General features: G+C 64.2%; 13 protein-coding genes and 1 pseudogene. 7 read left to right on the forward strand and 7 right to left on the reverse strand.

The annotated features are described in order from the left end of the window. Positions 1-40: 40 nt before the first annotated feature. A complete protein-coding gene (ppc, locus tag OKW26_RS37990; RefSeq protein WP_429356779.1) occupies positions 41-3,292 on the reverse strand; it encodes a phosphoenolpyruvate carboxylase in 3,252 nt (1,083 codons plus the stop codon). A 546-nt stretch (positions 3,293-3,838) separates the two neighbouring features. On the opposite strand from ppc, the gene hemC reads away from it, so the two are divergent. From hemC to OKW26_RS38020, 6 genes and pseudogenes are all read left to right on the forward strand, one after another. Beyond that, complete coding sequence (hemC, locus tag OKW26_RS37995) at positions 3,839-4,837, forward strand: hydroxymethylbilane synthase (protein WP_429356780.1); 999 nt, start codon at positions 3,839-3,841, stop codon at positions 4,835-4,837. Then, on the forward strand, positions 4,837-6,828 hold the full coding sequence (hemDX, locus tag OKW26_RS38000) for a fused uroporphyrinogen-III synthase HemD/membrane protein HemX (protein ID WP_429356781.1): 1,992 nt from the start codon (positions 4,837-4,839) through the stop codon (positions 6,826-6,828). Before hemC ends, hemDX begins: the two co-directional genes overlap by 1 nt. A 2-nt stretch (positions 6,829-6,830) precedes the next feature. Further along, positions 6,831-8,021 (forward strand): heme biosynthesis HemY N-terminal domain-containing protein, encoded by a 1,191-nt coding sequence (locus tag OKW26_RS38005; RefSeq protein ID WP_184059569.1) that lies wholly within the window; start codon positions 6,831-6,833, stop codon positions 8,019-8,021. Between the two features lie 272 nt (positions 8,022-8,293). Next, positions 8,294-9,323 (forward strand): annotated as a pseudogene (locus tag OKW26_RS38010) (SDR family oxidoreductase). Between the two features lie 114 nt (positions 9,324-9,437). Beyond that, the gene (locus tag OKW26_RS38015) at positions 9,438-11,177 is read left to right on the forward strand and encodes a SulP family inorganic anion transporter (protein ID WP_429356782.1); all 1,740 of its coding nucleotides are present in this window, start codon (positions 9,438-9,440) and stop codon (positions 11,175-11,177) included. Positions 11,178-11,180: 3 nt separating this feature from the next. Further along, positions 11,181-12,941 carry a diguanylate cyclase gene (locus tag OKW26_RS38020; RefSeq protein ID WP_429356783.1) on the forward strand — a complete coding sequence of 587 codons (1,761 nt, stop codon included), beginning with the start codon at positions 11,181-11,183 and terminating at the stop codon, positions 12,939-12,941. A 59-nt stretch (positions 12,942-13,000) separates the two neighbouring features. Here the strand turns inward: OKW26_RS38020 and OKW26_RS38025 are convergent, their stop codons facing one another. The 5 genes from OKW26_RS38025 to OKW26_RS38045 all read right to left on the reverse strand — a co-directional run bounded on the left by OKW26_RS38025 (position 13,001) and on the right by OKW26_RS38045 (position 19,260). Then, entirely contained in the window at positions 13,001-13,603 is a 603-nt protein-coding gene (locus tag OKW26_RS38025) for a hypothetical protein (protein WP_429356784.1), read from the reverse strand. A gap of 154 nt (positions 13,604-13,757) precedes the next feature. Then, positions 13,758-14,360, reverse strand: a complete 603-nt coding sequence (locus OKW26_RS38030; RefSeq protein WP_429356785.1) for a hypothetical protein — start codon at positions 14,358-14,360, stop codon at positions 13,758-13,760. A 154-nt stretch (positions 14,361-14,514) separates the two neighbouring features. After that, complete coding sequence (locus OKW26_RS38035; RefSeq protein ID WP_429356786.1) at positions 14,515-15,105, reverse strand: hypothetical protein; 591 nt, start codon at positions 15,103-15,105, stop codon at positions 14,515-14,517. A gap of 13 nt (positions 15,106-15,118) precedes the next feature. Continuing rightward, complete coding sequence (locus OKW26_RS38040; RefSeq protein WP_429356787.1) at positions 15,119-19,012, reverse strand: type VI secretion system Vgr family protein; 3,894 nt, start codon at positions 19,010-19,012, stop codon at positions 15,119-15,121. Continuing rightward, positions 19,009-19,260 carry a PAAR domain-containing protein gene (locus OKW26_RS38045; RefSeq protein WP_429335929.1) on the reverse strand — a complete coding sequence of 84 codons (252 nt, stop codon included), beginning with the start codon at positions 19,258-19,260 and terminating at the stop codon, positions 19,009-19,011. The genes OKW26_RS38040 and OKW26_RS38045 overlap by 4 nt, the downstream gene beginning before the upstream one ends. 63 nt (positions 19,261-19,323) lie before the next feature. Between OKW26_RS38045 and OKW26_RS38050 the strand changes: the two genes are divergently transcribed. Further along, complete coding sequence (locus OKW26_RS38050) at positions 19,324-19,569, forward strand: hypothetical protein (RefSeq protein ID WP_429356788.1); 246 nt, start codon at positions 19,324-19,326, stop codon at positions 19,567-19,569. A 16-nt stretch (positions 19,570-19,585) separates the two neighbouring features. Here the strand turns inward: OKW26_RS38050 and OKW26_RS38055 are convergent, their stop codons facing one another. After that, positions 19,586-21,112: an aldehyde dehydrogenase family protein gene (locus tag OKW26_RS38055; protein WP_429356789.1), complete on the reverse strand. Its 1,527-nt coding sequence runs from the start codon at positions 21,110-21,112 to the stop codon at positions 19,586-19,588. Positions 21,113-21,217: the final 105 nt, after the last annotated feature.

Consider the following 21,217-nt stretch of genomic DNA (forward strand, 5'->3'; position numbering starts at 1 on the left):
CGTCGGCCACACCCGGCTTTTGTCCGCCAATGCGGCAACCTCAACCGGTGTTGCGCAACCCCGCCGCGATCCCGTTGATGCTCAAATGAATGCCGCGCCGCACGCGCGCATTCGTGTCGCCCGCGCGATAGCGTTTGAGCAGTTCGACCTGCAGGTGATTGAGCGGATCGAGGTACGGGAAGCGATTCTTGATCGAGCGCGCGAGCAGCGGATTCTCGGCGAGCCGCTCGCTCTTGCCGGTGATCTCCGACAACACCTTCGACGTGCGCTCCCACTCGGCGACGATGCGCTCGAACACATGCTTGCGCAGCTTCTTGTCGGTCACGAGCGCGGCATAACGCGACGCGACCGCGAGGTCGGTCTTCGCGATGACCATGTCCATGTTCGACATCAGGTTCGAAAAGAACGGCCAGCTCTTGTGCATCTTCTGCAGCAGCGCGAGACGGCGCGCGCGTTCGGCGTCGGACGGCGCGCTGTCGAGGTGCTCGGCGACCGCGCTGCCGAAGCCGTACCAGCCGGTCAGCAGCAGCCGGCATTGACCCCACGAGAAGCCCCACGGAATCGCGCGCAGATCCTCGATCTTGCGTTGCTTCGGATCCTGCAGCTTGCGCGACGCGGGGCGGCTGCCGATGTTCAGCTCGGCGATCTCCGCGATCGGCGTCGACTCGAAGAAATACTCCTTGAAGCCCGGCGTTTCGTAGACGAGCGCGCGATACGCGGCCATCGCCGTATCGGACAGCTGCTGCATCGTTTCCTCGTACACCGGCAACTCGGCCAACGTGTGGTCGTGCGGCAGCAGCGACGCTTCGAGCGTCGCGGCCACGACGGTTTCCAGATTGCGCCGGCCGATTTCCGGATTTGCGAACTTGCTCGCGATCACTTCGCCCTGCTCGGTCAAACGGATCTGACCGTCGACGGTGCCCGGCGGCTGCGACAGGATCGCCTGGTAGGTCGGGCCGCCGCCGCGCCCGACGGTGCCGCCGCGCCCATGGAACAGACGCAGCGTCACGCCGCGTTCGTTGAACAGCGACACGAGCGCAAGCTCCGCGCGATACAGCTCCCAGTTCGACGTCAGGAAGCCGCCGTCCTTGTTGCTGTCCGAGTAGCCGAGCATCACTTCCTGCTCGTTGCCCTGATGTTCGATCAGCGCGCTAATGCCCGGCAGCGCGATCAGATCGCGCATGATGTGCGGCGCGTTGCGCAGGTCGGGGATCGTCTCGAACAGCGGGATCACCATCAGGCCGGCGCGCGCGGGGTCGTGCTCGTCGCCGAGGCGTCCGCGCAACAGGCCGGTTTCCTTCTGCAGCAGCATCACCTCGACCAGGTCGGTAACGGTCTCCGTGTGCGAAATGATGTAGTTGCGCACCGCGCGCGCGCCGAACTTCTCGCGCGTCATGCGCGCTTCCTCGAGCACCGCGAGTTCGCTTTTCACGAGCTCGGAGTAGTCGGCGGAGGGCACGCGCAGCGCGCGCGGCTGCGCGAGCTCGGCGAGCAGCACGGTCAGCTTGTCGGCTTCCGCCAACGCCGCGTAATCGTCCTCGACACCGGCGCGCCTGAGCAGCTCGGCGATCACCGCTTCGTGGATATCGGAGCTTTGCCGCAGATCGATGCTCGCGAGATGGAAGCCGAACACTTCGGCCGCGCGCGCGAGCGGCGCGAGACGCGGCGCGGCGAGCGGCGCGCCGTGATGCTCGGCGAGCGAATCCATCAGCACGTGGAGGTCGCGCACGAAGTCGGCGGCGTCGTCGTAGGGAATCGCGCGGACCGGCGCGACGCCGCGGCCGGCGCTGCGCAGCGGCACGCTGCCTTCGCCGAGGCGCACGCGCGCGCTTGCCGCGAGCCGCGTGTAGATGCCGATCAGCGCGCGACGATACGGCTCGTCGGTGCGATGCGGCGAATGGTCGGGCGAGATGGCCGCGAGCTCATTGAGCGCATCGCTCGCGCCGACGAGCACATTCGACATCGATAGCTCCTCGCCGAGCTTGTGCACCTGCTCCAGGTAGTGCTCGAAGATCACCGCGGCCTGACGCGTGATCGCGTTTTCGAGCGTTTCGGCGGTGACGTTCGGATTGCCGTCGCGATCGCCGCCGATCCAGCTGCCCATCTGGAAGAACGGCGGCAGGCGCGCTTCGAGGCCATGCTCCTTCAGCGCCTCCTCGATGTCGGCGTACAGCGCCGGCAGTTCTTCGAGGAAGGTGCTGCGGTAGTACGACAACGCGTTTTCGATTTCGTCGGCGACCGTCAGACGCGAGTCGCGCAGCATGCGCGTTTGCCACAGCGACGTGACGCGCGCGCGCAGCATCGCTTCGTTGTGCGCGCGCTCGCGGTTCGTCAGCGGCTGGTCGCGCTCGGCGAGCAGACGCGCGATGTCGTGCTGCGCGTCGAGAATGCTCTTGCGCTGCACTTCGGTCGGGTGCGCGGTCAGCACCGGCATGATCAGCGCGTCGTCGAAAAACCGCTGCAGCACCGGTGTCGCGGCCGCACCAGCCGCGGCGAGCCGCTCGAGCGCATGGGCGATCGTGCCCGGCTGCGAGGCCGAGCCCGCGAGCGCGTGAATTCGGTGACGGCGGTTGCGGTGACGGTCCTCGGCGATGTTCGCGAGATGCGAAAAGTAGCTGAACGCGCGCACGACGCTGACGGTCTGCTCGGGCGTCAGCGTGCGCAGCTTCTTGTCGAGCGTCTGCGCGGCGGCGCTGTCGTCCTCGCGACGGAAACGCACTGCCGTCTGCCGGATCGTCTCGACGATGTCGAACACCGCCTCGCCTTCCTGCTCGCGCAGCACGTCGCCGAGCAGACGCCCGAGATAGCGGATGTCCTGGAACAGCGGGTGGTCCTTGTCCTCGCGCGTGCGGCCGCCGCTCTTCGCGGTGGTCGCGGCGGCGGACTCAGCCTGCGGCACGTTCTTCGGTTTCAACGGTTTCGCGGCGCGCGGGGGTGTTGCGTCGCCATCGACCTTGGCCTTGGCCTTGGCCTTGGCCGGCTTGCGCGCGGTGGCCGACGTCGCGGCCTGTTCAGCCTTGTTGGCCTTGCCGGCTTTCGACGCCTTTTGCGCCTTGTCCTGCTTGACGGGCACCGAGGTCTGCGCGGCCTTCGGGGCTTTGGTGGCGCGAGCGGCGAGGGCGCGGCGCCTGGCGCGCTGGTCGGCGCGCGTGTCGCCATGTTGACCGACGCTCGACGATATGGCGTGCGCGGCAACGTCGGACAGGGCGTCAGGCGCCGCGGCGTCGGCCGGGCGAGCGGTGGGCGAGGCAGTGTTGCGGCGGGCGGGGCGCGCCGATCCGGAAGACGTCACGATGAGTTTCCTCGGGGAAGCCAGGGTCTGTTGATTGATGAACTGCGACTGCGGAACTGCCACCAGCAAGTGCAACGTGAACTGCGTGCAACAGGGACTACGCAACGGACTACAAGACGGACTGCTAGTGCAACTGCAACGGAGACTTGAAACGGCGACTGTACACGGCGATTGCTCGACCCACTGGAAGCGCGGCCCGTACGTGTCGCACCGCGTACGCGGAACGACACGCGCGCTGCCGAATCGCGCGACGCCGACGAGGGAGAGAGGAGCCACGGGCTGCCAGCCCGCGCTGGGACCGAACACGCGGCAGGCATTGCCTCAGCATGTTCGCCGCATTGCATCATCCCGCATGCCGCCGCGCAGTGCGCGAACGACCGTACGTGACAACGCGCAATGGGGGCCTTCGCGCGTGGCGCGAAGCCCGTCTCCTCCGTCGATGCCGCTTGCGCACGGCGCTTCGCCGTGCCTTGGAACCAAAGGGCGCGAACGAGGGCGCGTGCTAACATTGATTGTTATTCCATCCCGACATCCAGCAGCAAGCTAATGAACACCGAGACGTTTTCCACGCCACCCCACACGCTTGTGATTGCGTCGCGAGAGAGCCGCCTTGCCATGTGGCAAGCCGAGCATGTGCGATGTGCGCTGCACAAATTATATCCATCTTGTGACGTAAAAATTCTCGGAATGACGACACGCGGGGATCAGATTCTCGATCGCACGCTGTCGAAGGTGGGTGGCAAGGGGCTCTTCGTGAAGGAGCTCGAAGCCGCGCTCGCCGATGGCCGCGCCGACCTCGCGGTGCATTCGCTGAAAGACGTGCCGATGGAGTTGCCCGCCGGTTTCGCGCTGTCCACCATCATGGAGCGCGAGGACCCACGCGACGCGTTCGTGTCCAATCAGTACGACTCGCTCGCCGCGCTGCCGGCCGGTGCCGTGGTCGGCACCTCGAGTCTGCGGCGCGAGGCGATGCTGCGCATGCGCTATGCACATCTCGACGTGCGGCCGTTGCGCGGCAATCTCGATACCCGACTCGCCAAGCTCGATCGCGGCGATTACGCGGCGATCATTCTGGCCGCGGCCGGGCTGAAGCGGCTGGGTCTCGCCGATCGCATCCGCGCGCTGCTCGATCCCGAGGACAGTCTGCCCGCGGCGGGCCAGGGCGCGCTCGGCATCGAGATTCGCGCCGATCGCGCGGACCTCGCCGCATGGCTCGCGCCGCTGCATCATCCGCACACGGCGGCGGCCGTCGAAGCGGAGCGCATGGTATCGCGCGTGCTCGGCGGCAGCTGCGAGGTGCCGCTCGCGGCCTACGCAACCTGGGGCGATGGCGCGCTGCATCTGCGCGGCATCGTCGCGACGCCGGACGGGCAGCGCGTGCTGAGCGCGCAGGCGTCGGCGCCGGCGCCCACCGTCGAGCGCGCGCTCGCGCTCGGCGAGGAAGTGGCGCACTCGCTCGTGCAGCAGGGCGCGCTCGACATCGTCCGCGCGCTCAGTACGGCGAGCGGTCCCGCGGCCGCGCCCAGCGCGGCGGCCAGCGAGTGATGGCCGCCGTCTCGCCCGAGAAGGCGCCCTTCACGGTCGTGATCACGCGGCCGGCCGGCCAGTCGAGCGAACTCGTCGAACAGCTCGAAGCAGCCGGACTCGCGTCGCTCGACTTCCCGCTGATCGACATCGCGCCCGTCATCGACGACGCGCCGTTGTGCGCCGCGCTCGCGTCGCTCGAACGCTACGCGCTCGTCGTGTTCGTGTCGCCGAACGCAGTCGATCACGCGTTCGCGCGCCATAACGATATCTGGCCGCATGCGCTGCCGATCGGCGTGGTCGGCCCGGGCAGCGTGCAAGCGCTCGCGCGCCACGGCGTCAGCGCGCCCGAGCATCGCGTGATCAGCCCCGCGGCGGGCGCCGACGACGAATCGACGAGCTTCGACTCCGAGAGCCTGTTTGCCGCGCTCGAGGCGCAACTCGGTGCCGCGGGCCTCGAAGGCAAGCGCGTGCTGATCGTGCGCGGCGACGGCGGCCGCGAATGGCTGAGCGAGCGCCTGCGTGAAGCCGGCGCCGAAGTCGACGCGGTGGCCGCTTACCGGCGCATCGTGCCGGAGCCGTCGATCGGCGCATGGGCGCGCGTGCACGAACTGCTCGCGGGCACGCCGCACGCATGGCTTCTGACCAGCTCCGAAGGCGTACGCAATCTGCACGAACTCGCGCACGAGCATCTGACCGCCGGCGAGATCGAGCAGCTCAAACACGCGCCGCTCGTCACGCCGCATCCGCGCATCGCGCAGACCGCGCGGGCATTGGGTTTTGATAGGATTACGGTGTCCGGCGCGGGCGACGAGCGCATAGTCCGAGCCCTCGTTGCCGCGGCCGCCGTGCCTCCCGTCGTCCAACCGGTATCGTCCAACCCGGCTCAACCACGCATGACTGAAACGAACGCATCCACGAACGCCTCACCTCAGCCGCCCGCAAGCGCCGCCTTGCCGCCGAACCCACCCTTCACGCCGTACGAAGCGCAAAAGCGCCGCAGCATGAGCGGACCGCTGCTGTGGTTGGTCATCGTGGTCATCGCGTGCGCGGCGGGCGTGGGCGGCTTCGCGATGAACCGCAAGCTGGTGCGCACCGAGCAGGAACTCGCGCAGCGTCAGCAGGCCAACGACACTCAGACCAACGAACTGCGCATCAAGATCGACCAGGCGCTCGCCACCGTGCATCAATCGGACTCGCAGGTCGCGCAGCTCGAAGGCAAGCTCGCCGATGCGCAGGCCGCGCAGCAGGCGCTGCAACAGCAATACGCGGATCTCGCGCGCAATCGCGACGACTGGACGCTCGCCGAAGTCGGGCAGATGCTGTCGGCGGCGAGCCAGCAGTTGCAGCTGACCGGCAATACGCAGCTCGCGCTGTTCGCGTTGCAAAGCGCCGATACGCGCCTTGCGGCGTCGGACAGTCCGCAGGCGGTCGCGGTGCGCAAGGCGATCGCGCAGGACATCGACAAGCTGAAGGCCGCGCCGTCCACCGATCTGACCGGCCTCGCGATCAAGCTCGACAATGCGATCGATCGCGTGAACGGCCTGCCGCTGTCGGGTGAAGCGCCGATTCCGCGTGCCACGCCGCATGCGGCCACGTGGGCCGACACCGCGAAGGTGGCCGCGGCCACCGGCAAGCCGCGCTGGGAAGTGTGGATCGACGAGGTCACGCACGGCATCGGCCAACAGCTGACGAGTCTCGTGCAGGTGCGCCGTATCGACAACGCCGACGCGATGCTGGTCACGCCGGATCAAGGCTACTTCGTGCGCGAGAACCTGAAGCTGCGTCTGCTGTCGGCGCGTCTCGCGCTGCTGTCGCGCAACCAGACCACGCTGAAGTCCGACCTGCAGGCGGCGCAGTCCGCGTTGACGCGCTACTTCGACGCGTCGTCGAAAGACACGCAGACGGTCATCGATCTGGTCAAGCAGGTGGACGCCGATTCGGCCGCGGTCGAGCTGCCGAACCTCGATACGAGCCTGCAGGCCATCAATCAATACCGGAACCGGGGTTAATCATGGCGATCCGGGGACTCCTGTGGCTCGCGGCGCTGTTCGCCGTCGCGGTCGTGCTCGCGGTGGGCGGGCGCTTCGACGCTGGGCAAGTGCTGCTGATCTATCCGCCGTACCGCGTCGACATGTCGCTGAACCTGTTCGTCGTCGGGCTGGTGGTGCTGTTCGTCCTGCTCTATGCGCTGTTGCGCATCATCCGCAATATCTGGCGCATGCCGCAGCGCGTCGCCGCGTACCGCGCACGCGCGCGTGTCGCGAAGGCGCACGCGGCGTTGCGCGACGCGATCGGCAACCTGTACGCGGGGCGTTTCTCGCGCGCGGAAAAGGCCGCCAAGGACGCGCTCACGAATGGCGACAACAAGGGCGCGGCCGGTTTGATCGCGGCGACCGCCGCGCATCGCATGCATGAGTACGCGCGGCGCGACGAATGGCTCGCGCAGATCGACGAAGCCGACTGGCAGGACGCGCGCCTGATGGCCACCGCCGACATGCGCGCCGACGGCCGCGACGCCGACGGCGCGCTCAATGCGCTGACCGAGATGCAATCGCAGGGCGCGCGGCGCATTCATGCGCAGCAAATCATGCTGCGTGCGCAGCAGCAACTGAAGAACTGGGGCGAAGTGCTGAAGCTCGTGAAGACGCTGGAGAAGCGCGAGGCGATCCATCCGGCGGTCGCGGTGCGGCTGCGTCAACTGGCGGCGGAAAATCTGCTGCGCGATCGTCGCCACAATGCGGACGCGCTGCTCGAACTGTGGAACTCGCTGTCGGCGACCGAGCGTCATTCGCCGCGCCTCGCCGACACCGCCGCCGAACTGCTGGTCGCGCTGAACCGTCCGCAGGAGGCGCGCAAGATCGTCGAGGAGGCGCTCGCGCAGAACTGGGATGCGCGCCTGTTGCGACGCTATCCGGACACGGCCGGCGGCGACGCGTTGCCGCTGATCCAGAAGGCCGAGGCGTGGCAGAAGGATCGGCCGGAAGACGCGGACCTGATGTTCGCGCTGGGGCGCCTGTGCCTGCATCAGCAGTTGTGGGGCAAGGCGCAGTCGTTCCTCGAACGCGCGCTGAAGCTTGCCGACAACGAGACGCTGAAGATCCGCTCGCATCGCGCGCTCGCGCGTCTGCACGAGCAGCTGGGCGATACCGACAAGGCGAGCCAGCACTATCGCGAGAGTGCGTTGGCGATGAACGTGACGTGAGTTCGGCGTTTTCGGCCCTGCGCTGAAGCGCGCAAGCCTCGGAAACCGCTACCTGATGGCCGCAGCCCCGCGCTGCGGCCATTTGTTTTTCCGGCGGCCGGCGTTCCGGCGGCCAGCGTCCCGGCGGCCAGCGTTCCGGCGGCCGGGCGTGCGCTGGACTCGCGCGCAATTCGCAGATCCCCAGCTCGAATCGTCGGGACTGCGCTTTGCTTCACCACCTCACTTGATGTGCAACCTCGGAGGTGTTCAAAGTGGCCAGCGACGCTGTGACGGTGCAAACCGAGACCCGCAGCGGCGACGTCGAGCGCAAGGGCGTCGTCGTCATTACAGGAGCAAGTGCCGGCGTGGGGGCGCGCGAGCGCGTCCGAATTCGCGCGGCAGGGCTATGACGTTGGGCTCATCGCGCGCGAGCCGCGACGGCTCGCTCGCGCCGCCGAGGAGATCGCCGCGTCCTATGGCGTGCGCGCACTCGCCATTGCGGCCGATGTCGCCGATGCCGACGCGATCGAGCGCGCGGCGCAGCGTGTGAAGCGCGAGTGGGGCGGCATCGACGTCTGGGTCAACGTCGCGATGGCGACCGCGTTTGCGCCGGTGTCGGCGCTCAGCGCGCGTGATGTCGAACGCGGCACGCAGGTGACCTACCTGGGGCAGGTCAACGGCATGCTGGCGGCGCTCCCCGTGATGCGCGCGCGCGGGCACGGGACGATCGTCAATGTCGGCTCGGCGCTCGGGTACCGGTCGGTGCCGTTGCAGTCGATCTATTGCGGCGCGAAGTTTGCCGTGCGCGGCTTCACCGATTCGTTGCGTTCCGAGTTGCTGCACGACGGAGTCGATATCCATCTGACGATGGTCGATCTGCCCGCGGTCAATACGCCGCAATTCGACTGGGCGCTCAATCGCACGGGGCGCAGGGCGCGGCCGGTGGCGCCGGTGTTTCAGCCGGAAGTGGCGGCACGGGCGATCTACTTTGCGGCCACCCATCGGCGGCGGCAGGTGTGGGTCGGGTGGTCGACGGTCAAGGCGATCCTCGCGAACCGGATCGCGCCGACGCTGCTCGACCGCTATCTCGCGCGGGCGGGTTACGACGGGCAATTGACCGATGAACCGTTGCCCGCCGATGCGCCCGCGAATCTCTACGAGCCGGTGCCGGGCCACTACGCTTCGCATGGTCGCTTCGATGATGAAGCGCGTGCGTACTGCTGGCAGATGTTCACCGATCGGCATCGCAATGCGGTGTACGGCGCGGCAGTGATGGCGCTGGCGGGGGGCGTCGCGTGGCTGCTGAGGCGCCAGCGGCCCTGATGCGCGGCCGGTGGGCCTCATCCCTGTCGCCGACGGAATGTCTGGACTATCCTTCGAATGACGGTACCGCCCACAAACCGTGGTGCGGCGTCCTCGACTACGAACATTCCAAAAATGGAAGCGGACAGGCCAGTTCCTCACAAAGAACAGACTGCTGTAAGCAGGGCGCGCCGCTGGATGCGCTGGCTGCCGGGACTGACGGTGCTCAAGACGTACCGGCTGAGCTGGTTGCCGAACGATCTGACGGCGGGACTGGTGCTGACCACGATGCTGGTGCCGGTTGGGATCGCTTACGCGGAGGCATCCGGCGTCCCTGGCGTGTACGGCCTCTACGCGACGATCGTTCCGCTATTGGCGTATGCGCTGTTCGGTCCGAGCCGGATTCTCGTGCTCGGTCCCGACTCCGCGCTCGCCGCTCCGATTCTGGCGGTCGTGGTGCAAATCGCTGCGGGCGACCCGTCGCGCGCGATTGCGGTGGCCAGCATGATGGCGATCGTGTCCGGCCTGTTCTGTATCGTGATGGGCTTGCTGCGGCTGGGATTCATCACTGAATTGTTGTCGAAACCCATTCGATACGGCTATATGAACGGCATTGCGCTCGCCGTGCTGATCAGTCAGCTGCCCAAACTGTTTGCCATCTCAATCGAAGAGCGCGGGCCATTGCGGGACATCGTGAGCCTCGTGCAGGCCATCGCCGATGGCAAATCCAACTGGTATAGCTTCGCGGTGGGCGCTGGAAGCCTCGTGCTGATCCTGTTTCTCAAGCGCTTCGAAAAGCTGCCCGGCATCCTGATCGCCGTGATCGTTGCGACGTTGTGCGTAACCGTATTGCACCTCGATAGCATTGGTGTGAAAGTGCTCGGCAAGATTCCTCAAGGCCTGCCGACCTTTGCGCTGCCGTGGGTCACCGATGCCGATCTGGTCAAGATACTGCTCGGCGGCTGCGCGGTCGCGCTGATCTCGTTCGCGGATACCAGCGTGCTGTCGCGAACGTTCGCGGCACGTTTTCGCAGCCGCGTCGACCCCAATCAGGAGATGGTCGGGCTCGGCGCGGCCAATCTTGCGGCCGGCCTGTTCCACGGCTTCCCGATCAGCAGCAGTTCGTCGCGCACGCCGGTCGCCGAGGCGGCGGGTGCGAAGACGCAACTGACGGGCGTCGTCGGCGCGCTGGCGGTCGCGGCGCTGCTGATGGCCGCGCCCAATCTGATGCGCTACCTGCCCAACAGTGCGCTCGCCGCGGTCGTCATCGCGGCGGCGATCGGTCTGTTCGAGATCACGGACCTGAAGCGGATTTTCCGCATCCAGCAATGGGAGTTCTGGCTGTCGATGGCCTGCTTTGCCGGCGTCGCAGTGTTCGGTGCGATTCCCGGCATCTGCTTCGCGGTGGTGATCGCGGTCATCGAATTTCTGTGGGACGGCTGGCGACCGCACTACGCGGTGCTGGGAAGCGTTGAAGGTTTGCGCGGCTATCACGACTTGCAGCGCTACCCGCATGCCCAGCGTATCCCCGGGCTCGTGCTGTTTCGCTGGGATGCACCGCTGTTCTTTGCGAATGCCGAGCAGTTTCAGGAGCGCCTGCTGGAAGCCGTCGCCGAATCGCCGGCACCGGTGCGGCGTGTGGTGGTGGCGGCCGAACCGGTGACGAGCGTGGACGTCACCTCCGCCGACATGCTGCGGGAACTGACGCGCACCCTCGACGAGCGCGGGATTGCGCTGCACTTTGCAGAGATGAAGGATCCGGTTCGCGACAAGCTCAGACGCTTCGAGCTGACCGATCTGATTGGCGATGCGTGCTTTCATCCGACGGTGAGCAGTGCGGTTGATAGCTATGTCGAGGGGGTTGGGAAGGAATAGTATTTGAACCTGGACCTGGAGCTGGATCACCGGAGAGCCGGCATGCGCCTGCCGTCCGCTTCTAAAACGCCTGCGAAAACGGTTTGGGACCGCGCCAGTTCACGTCCGCGGCATACCGTGATCCTGTGTTTCGCCGTGGTATTCGTTGTCACGTTGATTCTTGCTGTACACCAATATTTTCTCGTGCGTGCCCGGGAGCTCGATAACCGTTCGCATCAGCTCGAGATTCAGGCCAGGGTTCTCGATGTCGCGATCCGCAATAACAGGCAGCACTTGCAGTTTCTTCGCGAGAGTGCCGAGCGGCTCCTTGCGGACCGGACAGCACAGCTCGATCGAACACCGGATGCCTCACTCCAGGCGGTACTCCGGGCGCAGGACGAGCGCGTCTGGACTCTTCAAGTCCGCGATATCGACGCCCCCATTCGGGGTATCGGCACACAGCAGCTCGCGGTGACTCCTGGTTTGCACCGTGACGAGCCCACATTTGTCGAGGACCTGCGGCTCGCCCAAATGATGAGCCGGCTGTTTGCCGTGCAATTCCAGATGGGCACGGGTCTCGAACGCGCGGTATATGTCTCGCCGACCGGTATCGTGGTCGCTCACCCAACCATTGACGACGACGAGGTAGTCCGGCTGTTGCAAATGTACGGCAGCTCGCGCCTGTTACAGCTGGCCAACCAGAACCCGCTCGACTATGACGTCACGTTCGATCCGGTTCGCGGGCGCAAGAACCCGGCAGGACCTCGCCTGCTGTTTGGGACAGCGGTGATGAGTAACGACGTGGTTCGCGGCCTCATATTCTTTGTGGTCCCGCAACGCATCGTTCAGGACTATCTGTGGAACAACACCACAGCGGATGAAACTCACGCTCTGATAGACCCGAGCGGGATGCCAATTGCAACGAGCGGAAGTACTTTCTCGGTCAATGATGAGAATTGGCTGAAGACTCTGCCGGCGCAGTGGAACACGCTCTCTGCTTCCACGTTGTTTCGGACACCCAGCGGAACGTTGAGTGCGGGACAGGACTTCCTGCTCTTCAGAAAGCTGGATACGGCGGATCTCGTATTGACCGATTACGTATCCGCTGCGACCGTATTCTTCTCGGTCGTTCGCTTGAGCAGCGCGCTGTTTGCCGGGGTGTGGATACTGATGGCATTGCTTCTCTGGGCCACTCTTTTTGTCGTCGACCAGCTTCTTTCCACGCAGATGGCACTCAACGGGCGGCTGCGGGAATTGTCGCTCGCGGACCCCCTGACCGGTCTCGCGAACCGCCGCCGTTTGAATGAGGAATTCGACGCACTTTCACGGCGCAACGACGAGCGCCGCATCGCGCTGCTGATGATCGATGTCGACCATTTCAAGGTGGTCAACGACAACTGGGGGCACGCTGGCGGAGACGAGGCCCTGAAGCACCTGACCAACGTGGTCAGGATTGCCGTGCGCCCGGCGGATCTGATGGCACGTCTGGGTGGCGAGGAGTTCTGTGTGCTGCTGCCCGATACGACCGCGGACGACGCGGCCCGAATTGCGGAGCGCGTGCGCGAGGCCGTCGCCCGCAACGCCTGCGTCCTTCAGGAGACTCAATTAACCCGCACCGCGCCGGGCCGTGAGATATGGTTCACGATATCGATCGGGGTGGCGGAGAGTGTCTCGGATAACTGCTTTGACCTCGAGGGATTGATTGCGATCGCGGACCAGCGACTGTACGCCGCGAAGGCGAGTGGGCGAAACAGGGTGGTGGCAAGCGAGTCCATGCAAAGCTGAAAATGCGGATGTCGTCTCTGTACATGCGGCGCTTTGCCACCTGCTGTTCACGACGGGCTCTATTCACGGTGTTGCCGTTTCAATGCGGAATAGTCACGACTGAGGAGAACGTCCATCAGGACCGGCGTTTGGGGTTCGTCCGGTGCCGGATCGTTCGGGTCGGGGTCGCCGAAAGCAAATTCGACGTCCACCGGAAATCGGCTCGTCGGCAGATTCGAAGCACGATAGCGATAGCCATGCAGCCGAATCTGCGGTGGCGCCGTTCCCATATCGTTGCCGGGCCGCCGCTCGCCGTTGCCGTCGATCCAGTAACCGATATCGACCTGGAGGAGATCTTCCAGCGTCGAGCGGCTAATGTCTCTCAATAGTGGATTGAAACGAATCGTGATATGCGTCGCGACTTGCTTGACCTTCGTGCGGTCGGCGGAGGGGTCGAGCGGATCGGGTATCACAAATACGATGATGTCCGTCCGCGGGAAAGCCGGATTCACGAAGGAATACTCGGTACCACCAACTTTACCGCGCAGGGGATCAGCCGCAAGAATGCGGCCGAATATCGTATGCGCGGGATCGAAGGGCTGGTCGTCCCGCAGGATCGCCATTGCTGTGGTCAATATCCTGAATGCCATGTCGCGCTGGGCGTCGGTCACAGTCGGTCTCATCTCAGTTCCTGGCCCCGACGGTCCTGACGGCGTCGGCGTACTGAGCTGTGCATGTACCGGGGTTGCGAACGAGAGGATCACCAGGATTGCGCCAGTAGGCCTGAACCACTTCCGCGCGCCGTGGCGCGTTGCCACCCGCTGTTCAAGACGGGCTCTATTCACGGTGTTGCCGTCTCAACGCGGAATAGTCACGACTGAGGAGAACGTCCATCAGGACCGGCGTTTGGGGTTCGTCCGGTGCCGGATCGTTCGGGTCGGGGTCGCCGAAAGCAAATTCGACGTCCACCGGAAATCGGCTCGTTGACAGATTCGAAGCACGATAGCGATAGCCATGCAGCCGAATCTGCGGTGGCGCCGTTCCCATATCGTTGCCGGGCCGCCGCTCGCCGTTGCCGTCGATCCAGTAACCGATATCGACCTGGAGGAGATCTTCCAGCGTCGAGCGGCTAATGTCTCTCAATAGTGGATTGAAACGAATCGTGATATGCGTCGCGACTTGCTTGACCTTCGTGCGGTCGGCGGAGGGGTCGAGCGGATCGGGTATCACAAATACGATGATGTCCGTCCGCGGGAAAGCCGGATTCACGAAGGAATACTCGGTACCACCAACTTTACCGCGCAGGGGATCAGCCGCAAGAATGCGGCCGAATATCGTATGCGCGGGATCGAAGGGCTGGTCGTCCCGCAGGATCGCCATTGCTGTGGTCAATATCCTGAATGCCATGTCGCGCTGGGCGTCGGTCACAGTCGGTCTCATCTCAGTTCCTGGCCCCGACGGTCCTGACGGCGTCGGCGTACTGAGCTGTGCATGTACCGGGGTTGCGAACGAGAGGATCACCAGGATTGCGCCAGTAGGCCTGAACCACTTCCGCGCGCCGTGGCGCGTTGCCACCCGCTGTTCAAGACGGGCTCTATTCACGGTGTTGCCGTCTCAACGCGGAATAGTCACGACTGAGGAGAACGTCCATCAGGACCGGCGTTTTGGGTTCGTCCGGCGCCGGATCGTTCGGGTCGGGGTCGCCGAAAGCAAATTCGACGTCCACCGGAAACTGGCTCGTTGACAGATTCGAAGCACGATAGCGATAGTGATGCAGACGAACGTGCGGCGGCACTGTCCCCATATCGTTGCCGGGTCGCCGCTCGCCGTTGCCGTCGATCCAGTAGCCGATATCGACATGGAGGAGGTCTTCCAGCGTCGAACGGTTAATGTCTGTCAAAAGTGGACTGAAGCGGATCGTGAAGTCCAGCATGACTTGCTTGACCTGCGCGCGGTCGGCAGAGCGGTCGAGCGGATCGGGTATCACAACTACGGTGATTTCCGTCCGTGGGAACGCCGGATTCTCGAAGGAATACTCCGTAACACCTACCACGCCGCGCTCAGGCCGCGCTGCAAGAATGCGGCCGAATATCGTATGCGCGGGATCGAAGGGCTGGTCGTCCCGCAGGATCGCCATTGCCGTGGTCAATATCCTGAATGCCATGTCGCGCTGGGCGTCGGTCACAGTCGGTCTCATCTCAGTTCCTGGCCCCGACGGTCCTGAGGGCGTCGGCGTACTGAGCTGTGCATGTACCGGGATTGCGAACGAGAGGATCACCAGGATTGCGCCAGTAGGCCTGAACCACTTCCGCGCAGGCGTAGGCATCTTCTTCATGAATCTGGCTCCTATAGCCGGTTTCGAATTGCACCATTTTTTGAGCTGTTTCAGCGGAGACATTCAGCAGGTCACATACCTTCCTTTCAGCACTCGGGAGATCTCGCCTGACGTACTCCCAGCCCGGCTTGTCCTGCATGCAGGAGATCAGCCAGTAGTAGTGGAATACAAGCATCCTGTGCAGACCGATGTGAACGCGGTGATCGTCGGGTAGCGGCGTGTTTCCAGCCGCCGTATAGGCCTTTTTTAGCATCGTCGACCAATACACCAAGTGGATATTCGGCAGCTCCCTGTAGTCGTCTGGAAAATGCTGAAGCAAAGAAAGCATCCAGAAGTACTGTTGGCAGTGGCGAGACTCGTGATACAGCGTGTCGGCAAATGCCCTGAGGCGGTGATCCAGCGAAGCCGGCTGGTCCATCAGTTCGACGATGCGTGCAATCTCGCTCTCGTTGACGGCGATAACCCAATCGTCACCGATAAACGCGGCGCTGACATCCTGCCGCAGGGCGTACTGCGTTGCCCGCTGTGGATCGACAATCACAAGCTTTGGCATGGCACCACCATTTTCCGAGTTGGCGGCATCGCGTCGGGGCAATCCAAAGGGCCCCTCACTAAGCGCGATTTCCAATTGCGGCGTGACCGCGTTTTGAATCGTCTCTATCAAACTGGAAGTCAACGGCCACGTCACCCCGGCCCAATCGATTCCCTGCAACGCCGTCTTGATCGCAGCGGTATAAGCCTTGGTCACCGGATATTCAACATCCTTGCGCATCGAGATGCCAGCCGGCGCATCAGCCTCGGTCGCACCGTTGATGAAGTGATAAAAGCGCAGCCCGAAGTTCATCGGATCACACGAAACGAATTCGGGCGGCTTGTCTTCCGTCGTCGCGCTTTGATTGGGAGAGGCCACGGCCTTTCCTGCGACCCTGGCGGTGCGTTTCTCGGCGTTGGGCACTGCGCCCGCAAACGGCTCGTTCGTCTTCCTGATCACCGCGCCTCTGCTCACCGCAATAACCTTGTCCGGTTCACTCGCGGCGAACAGTTCAACCGTCGCGAATGCAAGAAGATTGCTCGTGACGAGACTCGTTTCTCCAAGCGCATTGGTCACGCCCTGAATCACCTGACCATCGTCGAGCGTGATCCGGTACGGCTGGTTCGGCAGTGCAAAGCCCGTATCGTGTTCGATCAGAACGTGATGCGCGGCCAGCTTGCCCGGCTTTCCGGGCGTTACCGGCACATTGACAGGCCGCGCCGCTGGCCTGTCAGTTTGATGACCACGCGCATGGACCCGATGCTCTCCATCCGTATAGACCCTGTACCCTTCCGAATTGATGACCACCTTCGTGCTTCCCGCATGGAGCACGATCTCTTTGCTGGCCATCAGATTGATCGAATCGGTTCTACTGATGATGCTGACGACCCGCTGCGCGATGACCTCGACATCATCGCTCTGCGCGTCGATTCGCACCTTGCCTGACGCGGCCTTGAGCCTGATGCCGAGATTCTGCGTGAACACCCGCACGCCGTTGATTGCCGACGCCAGCAGCGATTTCGCCGCCGCCATGCTGACGTGTCCGCCCGCTGTGAGCGCGATGTGTTCGATACTCGCCACGTGCGTGCTTTGCGCTGCGGTGAGACCGACCCCCGCCGCGCTGGCCAGCACCATGTCGGGCGCGCTCAGTTGCGGGAAGGGAAGGTCCGCACGCGCCGCGACGCCGCGTATCGCCTCGTTCTGCGCCTTGATGGCCCGCGATACGTCGCTTTGACTGGTCTGTTGCTCCTGTGCCTCATACTGCCGCGCGAGATCCGCGAGGTTCTCGTGGATATCGCGCGCCTGCGTGAGGCGCGCCACGGTCTCGCCGAGATCCTTTGCCGGCGCGGTCGCGCCGCGACGCGCCTCCGTGGTGATCAGCATGCCTCTGTTGGCGCGCGCGACACCCCATGCGTCGGTGGCCAGTTCCCAGCCTTCACCGCGCGCCTGCTGTCGGCCGGCCTCGCGCACGACCCGCGTGTTGTAGCCCAGCACGAGGCGCGAGCGTGCGTGATCGCTGGCGAGTTGTGCCTGGAGTTGGCCCGGCGTGTCATCCAGTACGACGTGATTGGTCTGGCCGTCGCAGCCACCTTTGAGTTCACTGCTCAAGACGCCTGAAAGTGCCTGGTTATCCGGTAGCTTCCAGGGCGGCTGGTTCCAGCCATTGATCATCCGGCCCGATACGTACGGCTTGTCCGGGTCCTCTTCGTGGTAGCTGACCATGACCTCCTGACCGACACGCGGCGGATAGATCGCGCCGAAGCCATTGCCTTGCCACGGCGACGACACGCGCACCCAGCAACTGGCGCTCTCGTTTTTCGGGCCAAGCCGGTCCCACACGAAACGCACCTTGGCGCGCGCGTATCCATCGACCCAGATCGGCTGGTGCTCGGGCCCAACCACGATCGCCGTTTCCGCCGCGCAGCGCGGCTTTTTCTTCGGGCGGTTTCTGAAGAATGTATTGGCAGGCTGAAGCACGAAGCTGGTCACGCATCGGCGCAACGCGTCGTTCGTGTCGTTACCGGACGGCTGTGTGTTCTGCGGCGCGTTGCGAATGTCGAGTGTGGTCGATACCGCCAGGTACTCGGCATTGATGTCGCATTGCGGATGGTTGTCGAGCCAGAATGTTTTCCCGGTTGTCAGGCCGCGCAGATTCCCTCGGCCCTTCAGACGTAGCCGGTGGCAGCGCATTGCGTCGACGCGCACGCTCGCGAGGTGTTCGGCTTCATTGCGGAAGTTGTTTCGCCTACCCGACAATCCCATCTCGCCGGCGAGCGGTTGCGAGTAGTCGCCCCAGCCGTGTTGCTCGATGTTGTCGAAGGCCCGTTCGCTGAAGCTCTCGTACTCGCCCTCGAAGTGCATGCCGGGGCGCGTGTAGTCGTAGTCGATCAGACTGACCTTGCCCGTCGTGATCTGACGCGAGACCTCGAGCCTGTGAATGTGTTCTTCGTCGACGTGCCGGCTGTCAGGCGCGTGATAGCGGATAGTGTCGTAGCCGTTGTCGTGCTGTTTGTGCGAGCCGGGCGAATCGCACAGTACCAGCGTCATTCCGTCGAACAGATAGTAGATTCCCCATTCTCTCCAGATCCGCGTGAGGAATTCGAAATCGGATTCCCACATCTGCCGGACATGGTCCCGCTTTGGGTAGCCTTCGCACAGACCGGTCGCGCCCAACTCCATCACGACCGGAAAGTGATAACGCTCCTTGAGTATCCGGTCGGTGATATCCACCACGCTCGCGTCCTGAAAGATCCTGCTTTCGCGGTTCTTCGTGGCCAGCCACAGCCAGGGGCGCACGACGAAGCGGTAATGGGCGCGCCGGTCGTCGGTGCCGGTCTGTTTCATGCCTGTGACGAGGCCCGAAATCGTGCGGCGGCCCGCGCCCACGTGTGCCACCTCACCGGGTTCCAACGCCTGTTGACCGAACAATCCGTTCCCGTCGAACGCGATCGAAATGTCGATGACTTTGCCAATCAGGTTGTCGGGTACGACCAGTTCCTGTGCTTGCCACAATCCGAGCGTCGGACTTTCGATCGTCGCCACATCGAGCGTGTATCGGTAGAGCTTGCCCAGGGATTCGGTGCCGCGCAGGCGGAGCGGAGCCAGCAAAGGCTCATTGCCCCACGTGGGTAGTGCGTCACTGGAAAGACCTAGCGTGCGGTCCTGTGCGGGTTCGACCATGCGTGCAAGGAGCTCGGTGTTTCGTGGCAATCGGGAAGCGATCATGAAGCGATCAGGATCGCGCCGCAGCCCGTCCTGTCGCCGGCATGGCTGACCCGCTTGCCGTTGTGGGTTCGCTGGCCGGTCGCGATGATCGGATAGACACCGCCACACTTCGGACACTCGACGCCGTGTCCATCGAGTGCAACCGGGATGCCCATGTGCATGAGGTCTGTCGCGGCCTCGATGACCGTGCCGTCGTGCGTCGTCTTGTCTGCGAGCCGGATCATCGGCTGGCCGTTGCCGTTCTTCATCGGTCATCCCCTGTTATGTGCGAACGACAGTATCGGGAGCGGGGCAACCAGGAGCATTCGGAATTGGATGAATTTTTAGCCTATGTAGGCAATTTGTTTGATTTGTCGGGCGAACGTGATCTCACGGCTTCCAGAAGAAGCATCCCCCAATGCGCCGCGGCCCCGGATGAACCTGCCAACAGCGCGCTCGCCGCGATCGTCACTGCGGCGGCGCCTGGTCTGTTCGAGATCACGGCTTACGGGAATCGTTCCTGCGGGCGTTTGTCAGCCGGCTGCACAGTGACATTCTTCGGCACGCGCCGTCCATAGACGACGCGCCCTTCGCTTAGAAGAACCCCAGCGCCTCCGCCTGATAGCTGACCAGCAGACACTTCGTCTGCTGATAGTTCGACAACGCCATCTTGTGTGTTTCGCGCCCGATCCCCGACTGCTTGTAGCCACCGAAGGCCGCATGCGCCGGATACAGGTGATAGCAGTTGGTCCACACGCGTCCCGCCTCGATCTCGCGTCCCATCTTGTAAGCGCGGGTACCGTCGCGAGTCCACACGCCCGCGCCGAGGCCATAGTACGTGTCGTTCGCGAGTTCGATCGCTTGCTGTTCGTCCTTGAACGTCATCACCGAGGCGACCGGCCCGAAGATCTCCTCCTGGAACACACGCATATCGTTGTTGCCGAACAGCATCGTCGGCTTCACGTAGAAACCCTCGCCGAGGCCGGCGCCAGGGGTTGCGCGCTCGCCGCCGACGAGGCACTGCGCCCCTTCGTCCCGGCCGATGTCGATATACGACAGGATCTTGTCGAGCTGCTGCTGCGATGCCTGCGCACCGATCATCGTTTCGAGGTTCAGCGGATGGCCAGCCTTGATGCGTTCCACCCGGGCAATCGCCTTCTCGATGAAGCGCTCGTAAATCGACTCCTGAACCAGCACGCGCGACGGGCACGTGCACACTTCGCCCTGATTCAGCGCGAACATCGCGAGACCTTCGAGCGCCTTGTCGAGGAACGCGTCGTCGCGATCGAGCACGTCGGCGAAGAAGATGTTCGGGCTCTTGCCGCCGAGTTCGACCGTCGACGGGATCAGGTTGTCCGCGGCTGCGTGCAGGATGCGCTTGCCGACCGGCGTCGAGCCGGTGAACGCGATCTTCGCGATGCGCTTGCTGGTGGCGAGCGCTTCGCCCGCTTCCTTGCCGAAGCCGTTGACGATGTTGATGACCCCGGCGGGGAACAGGTCGCCGATCAGTTCGATCAGCACGAGTATCGAAGCCGGCGTCTGCTCGGCGGGCTTCATCACGACGCAGCAGCCGGCCGCGAGCGCGGGCGCGAGCTTCCATGCGCCCATCAGCAGCGGAAAATTCCACGGGATGATCTGACCGACCACCCCAGCCGGCTCGTGAAAGTGATAAGCGACCGTGTTGTCGTCGATCTCCGAGATGCCGCCTTCCTGCGCGCGGATGCAGCCCGCGAAATAGCGGAAATGATCGACGGCGAGCGGCAGGTCCGCGGCCATCGTTTCGCGCAGCGGCTTGCCGTTGTCGATCGTCTCGGCGACCGCTAGCAGCTTCAGGTTCTTCTCCATGCGCTCGGCCACCGCCAGCAACTGGTTCGCGCGCTCTGTCACCGAGGTCTTCGCCCATTTGCGGCGCGCTGCGCGCGCGGCGTCGATGGCGAGGTCGATATCGGCAGCGCTCGAGCGAGGCACGCGACAAAACGGCTGCCCGTTGATCGGCGACACGTTGTCGAAATAGTCGCCGCCGACCGGCGGTACCCACTTGCCGCCGATGTAGTTTTCGTAACGCTGGCGATAGGGATACTCGATGTCGATGCCGAGGGCTTTCAGGTCAAATGGATTCATCACTTGTCTCCGTTTTGTGATGGTGATCGGGTGACTGCGCGGGACCACATCAGGCACGAACCGTACCAATGCATCGAAGTGGGCTATTTCAGGGATTGCGGTGAG

Source organism: Paraburkholderia sp. 32, from assembly GCF_050435345.1.
Taxonomy (GTDB): Bacteria; Pseudomonadota; Gammaproteobacteria; order Burkholderiales; family Burkholderiaceae; genus Paraburkholderia; species Paraburkholderia tuberum.

What these genes read in the sequence shown, in the direction of transcription:
- OKW26_RS38015 (WP_429356782.1), top strand. Translation starts at nt 9,438, where the DNA reads ATGGAAGCGGACAGGCCAGTTCCTCACAAAGAACAGACTGCTGTAAGC.
- OKW26_RS38040 (WP_429356787.1), bottom strand. Translation starts at nt 19,012, where the DNA reads ATGATCGCTTCCCGATTGCCACGAAACACCGAGCTCCTTGCACGCATG.
- OKW26_RS38005 (WP_184059569.1), top strand. Translation starts at nt 6,831, where the DNA reads ATGGCGATCCGGGGACTCCTGTGGCTCGCGGCGCTGTTCGCCGTCGCG.
- hemC (WP_429356780.1), top strand. Translation starts at nt 3,839, where the DNA reads ATGAACACCGAGACGTTTTCCACGCCACCCCACACGCTTGTGATTGCG.
- OKW26_RS38025 (WP_429356784.1), bottom strand. Translation starts at nt 13,603, where the DNA reads ATGAGACCGACTGTGACCGACGCCCAGCGCGACATGGCATTCAGGATA.
- OKW26_RS38045 (WP_429335929.1), bottom strand. Translation starts at nt 19,260, where the DNA reads ATGAAGAACGGCAACGGCCAGCCGATGATCCGGCTCGCAGACAAGACG.
- hemDX (WP_429356781.1), top strand. Translation starts at nt 4,837, where the DNA reads ATGGCCGCCGTCTCGCCCGAGAAGGCGCCCTTCACGGTCGTGATCACG.
- OKW26_RS38030 (WP_429356785.1), bottom strand. Translation starts at nt 14,360, where the DNA reads ATGAGACCGACTGTGACCGACGCCCAGCGCGACATGGCATTCAGGATA.
- OKW26_RS38055 (WP_429356789.1), bottom strand. Translation starts at nt 21,112, where the DNA reads ATGAATCCATTTGACCTGAAAGCCCTCGGCATCGACATCGAGTATCCC.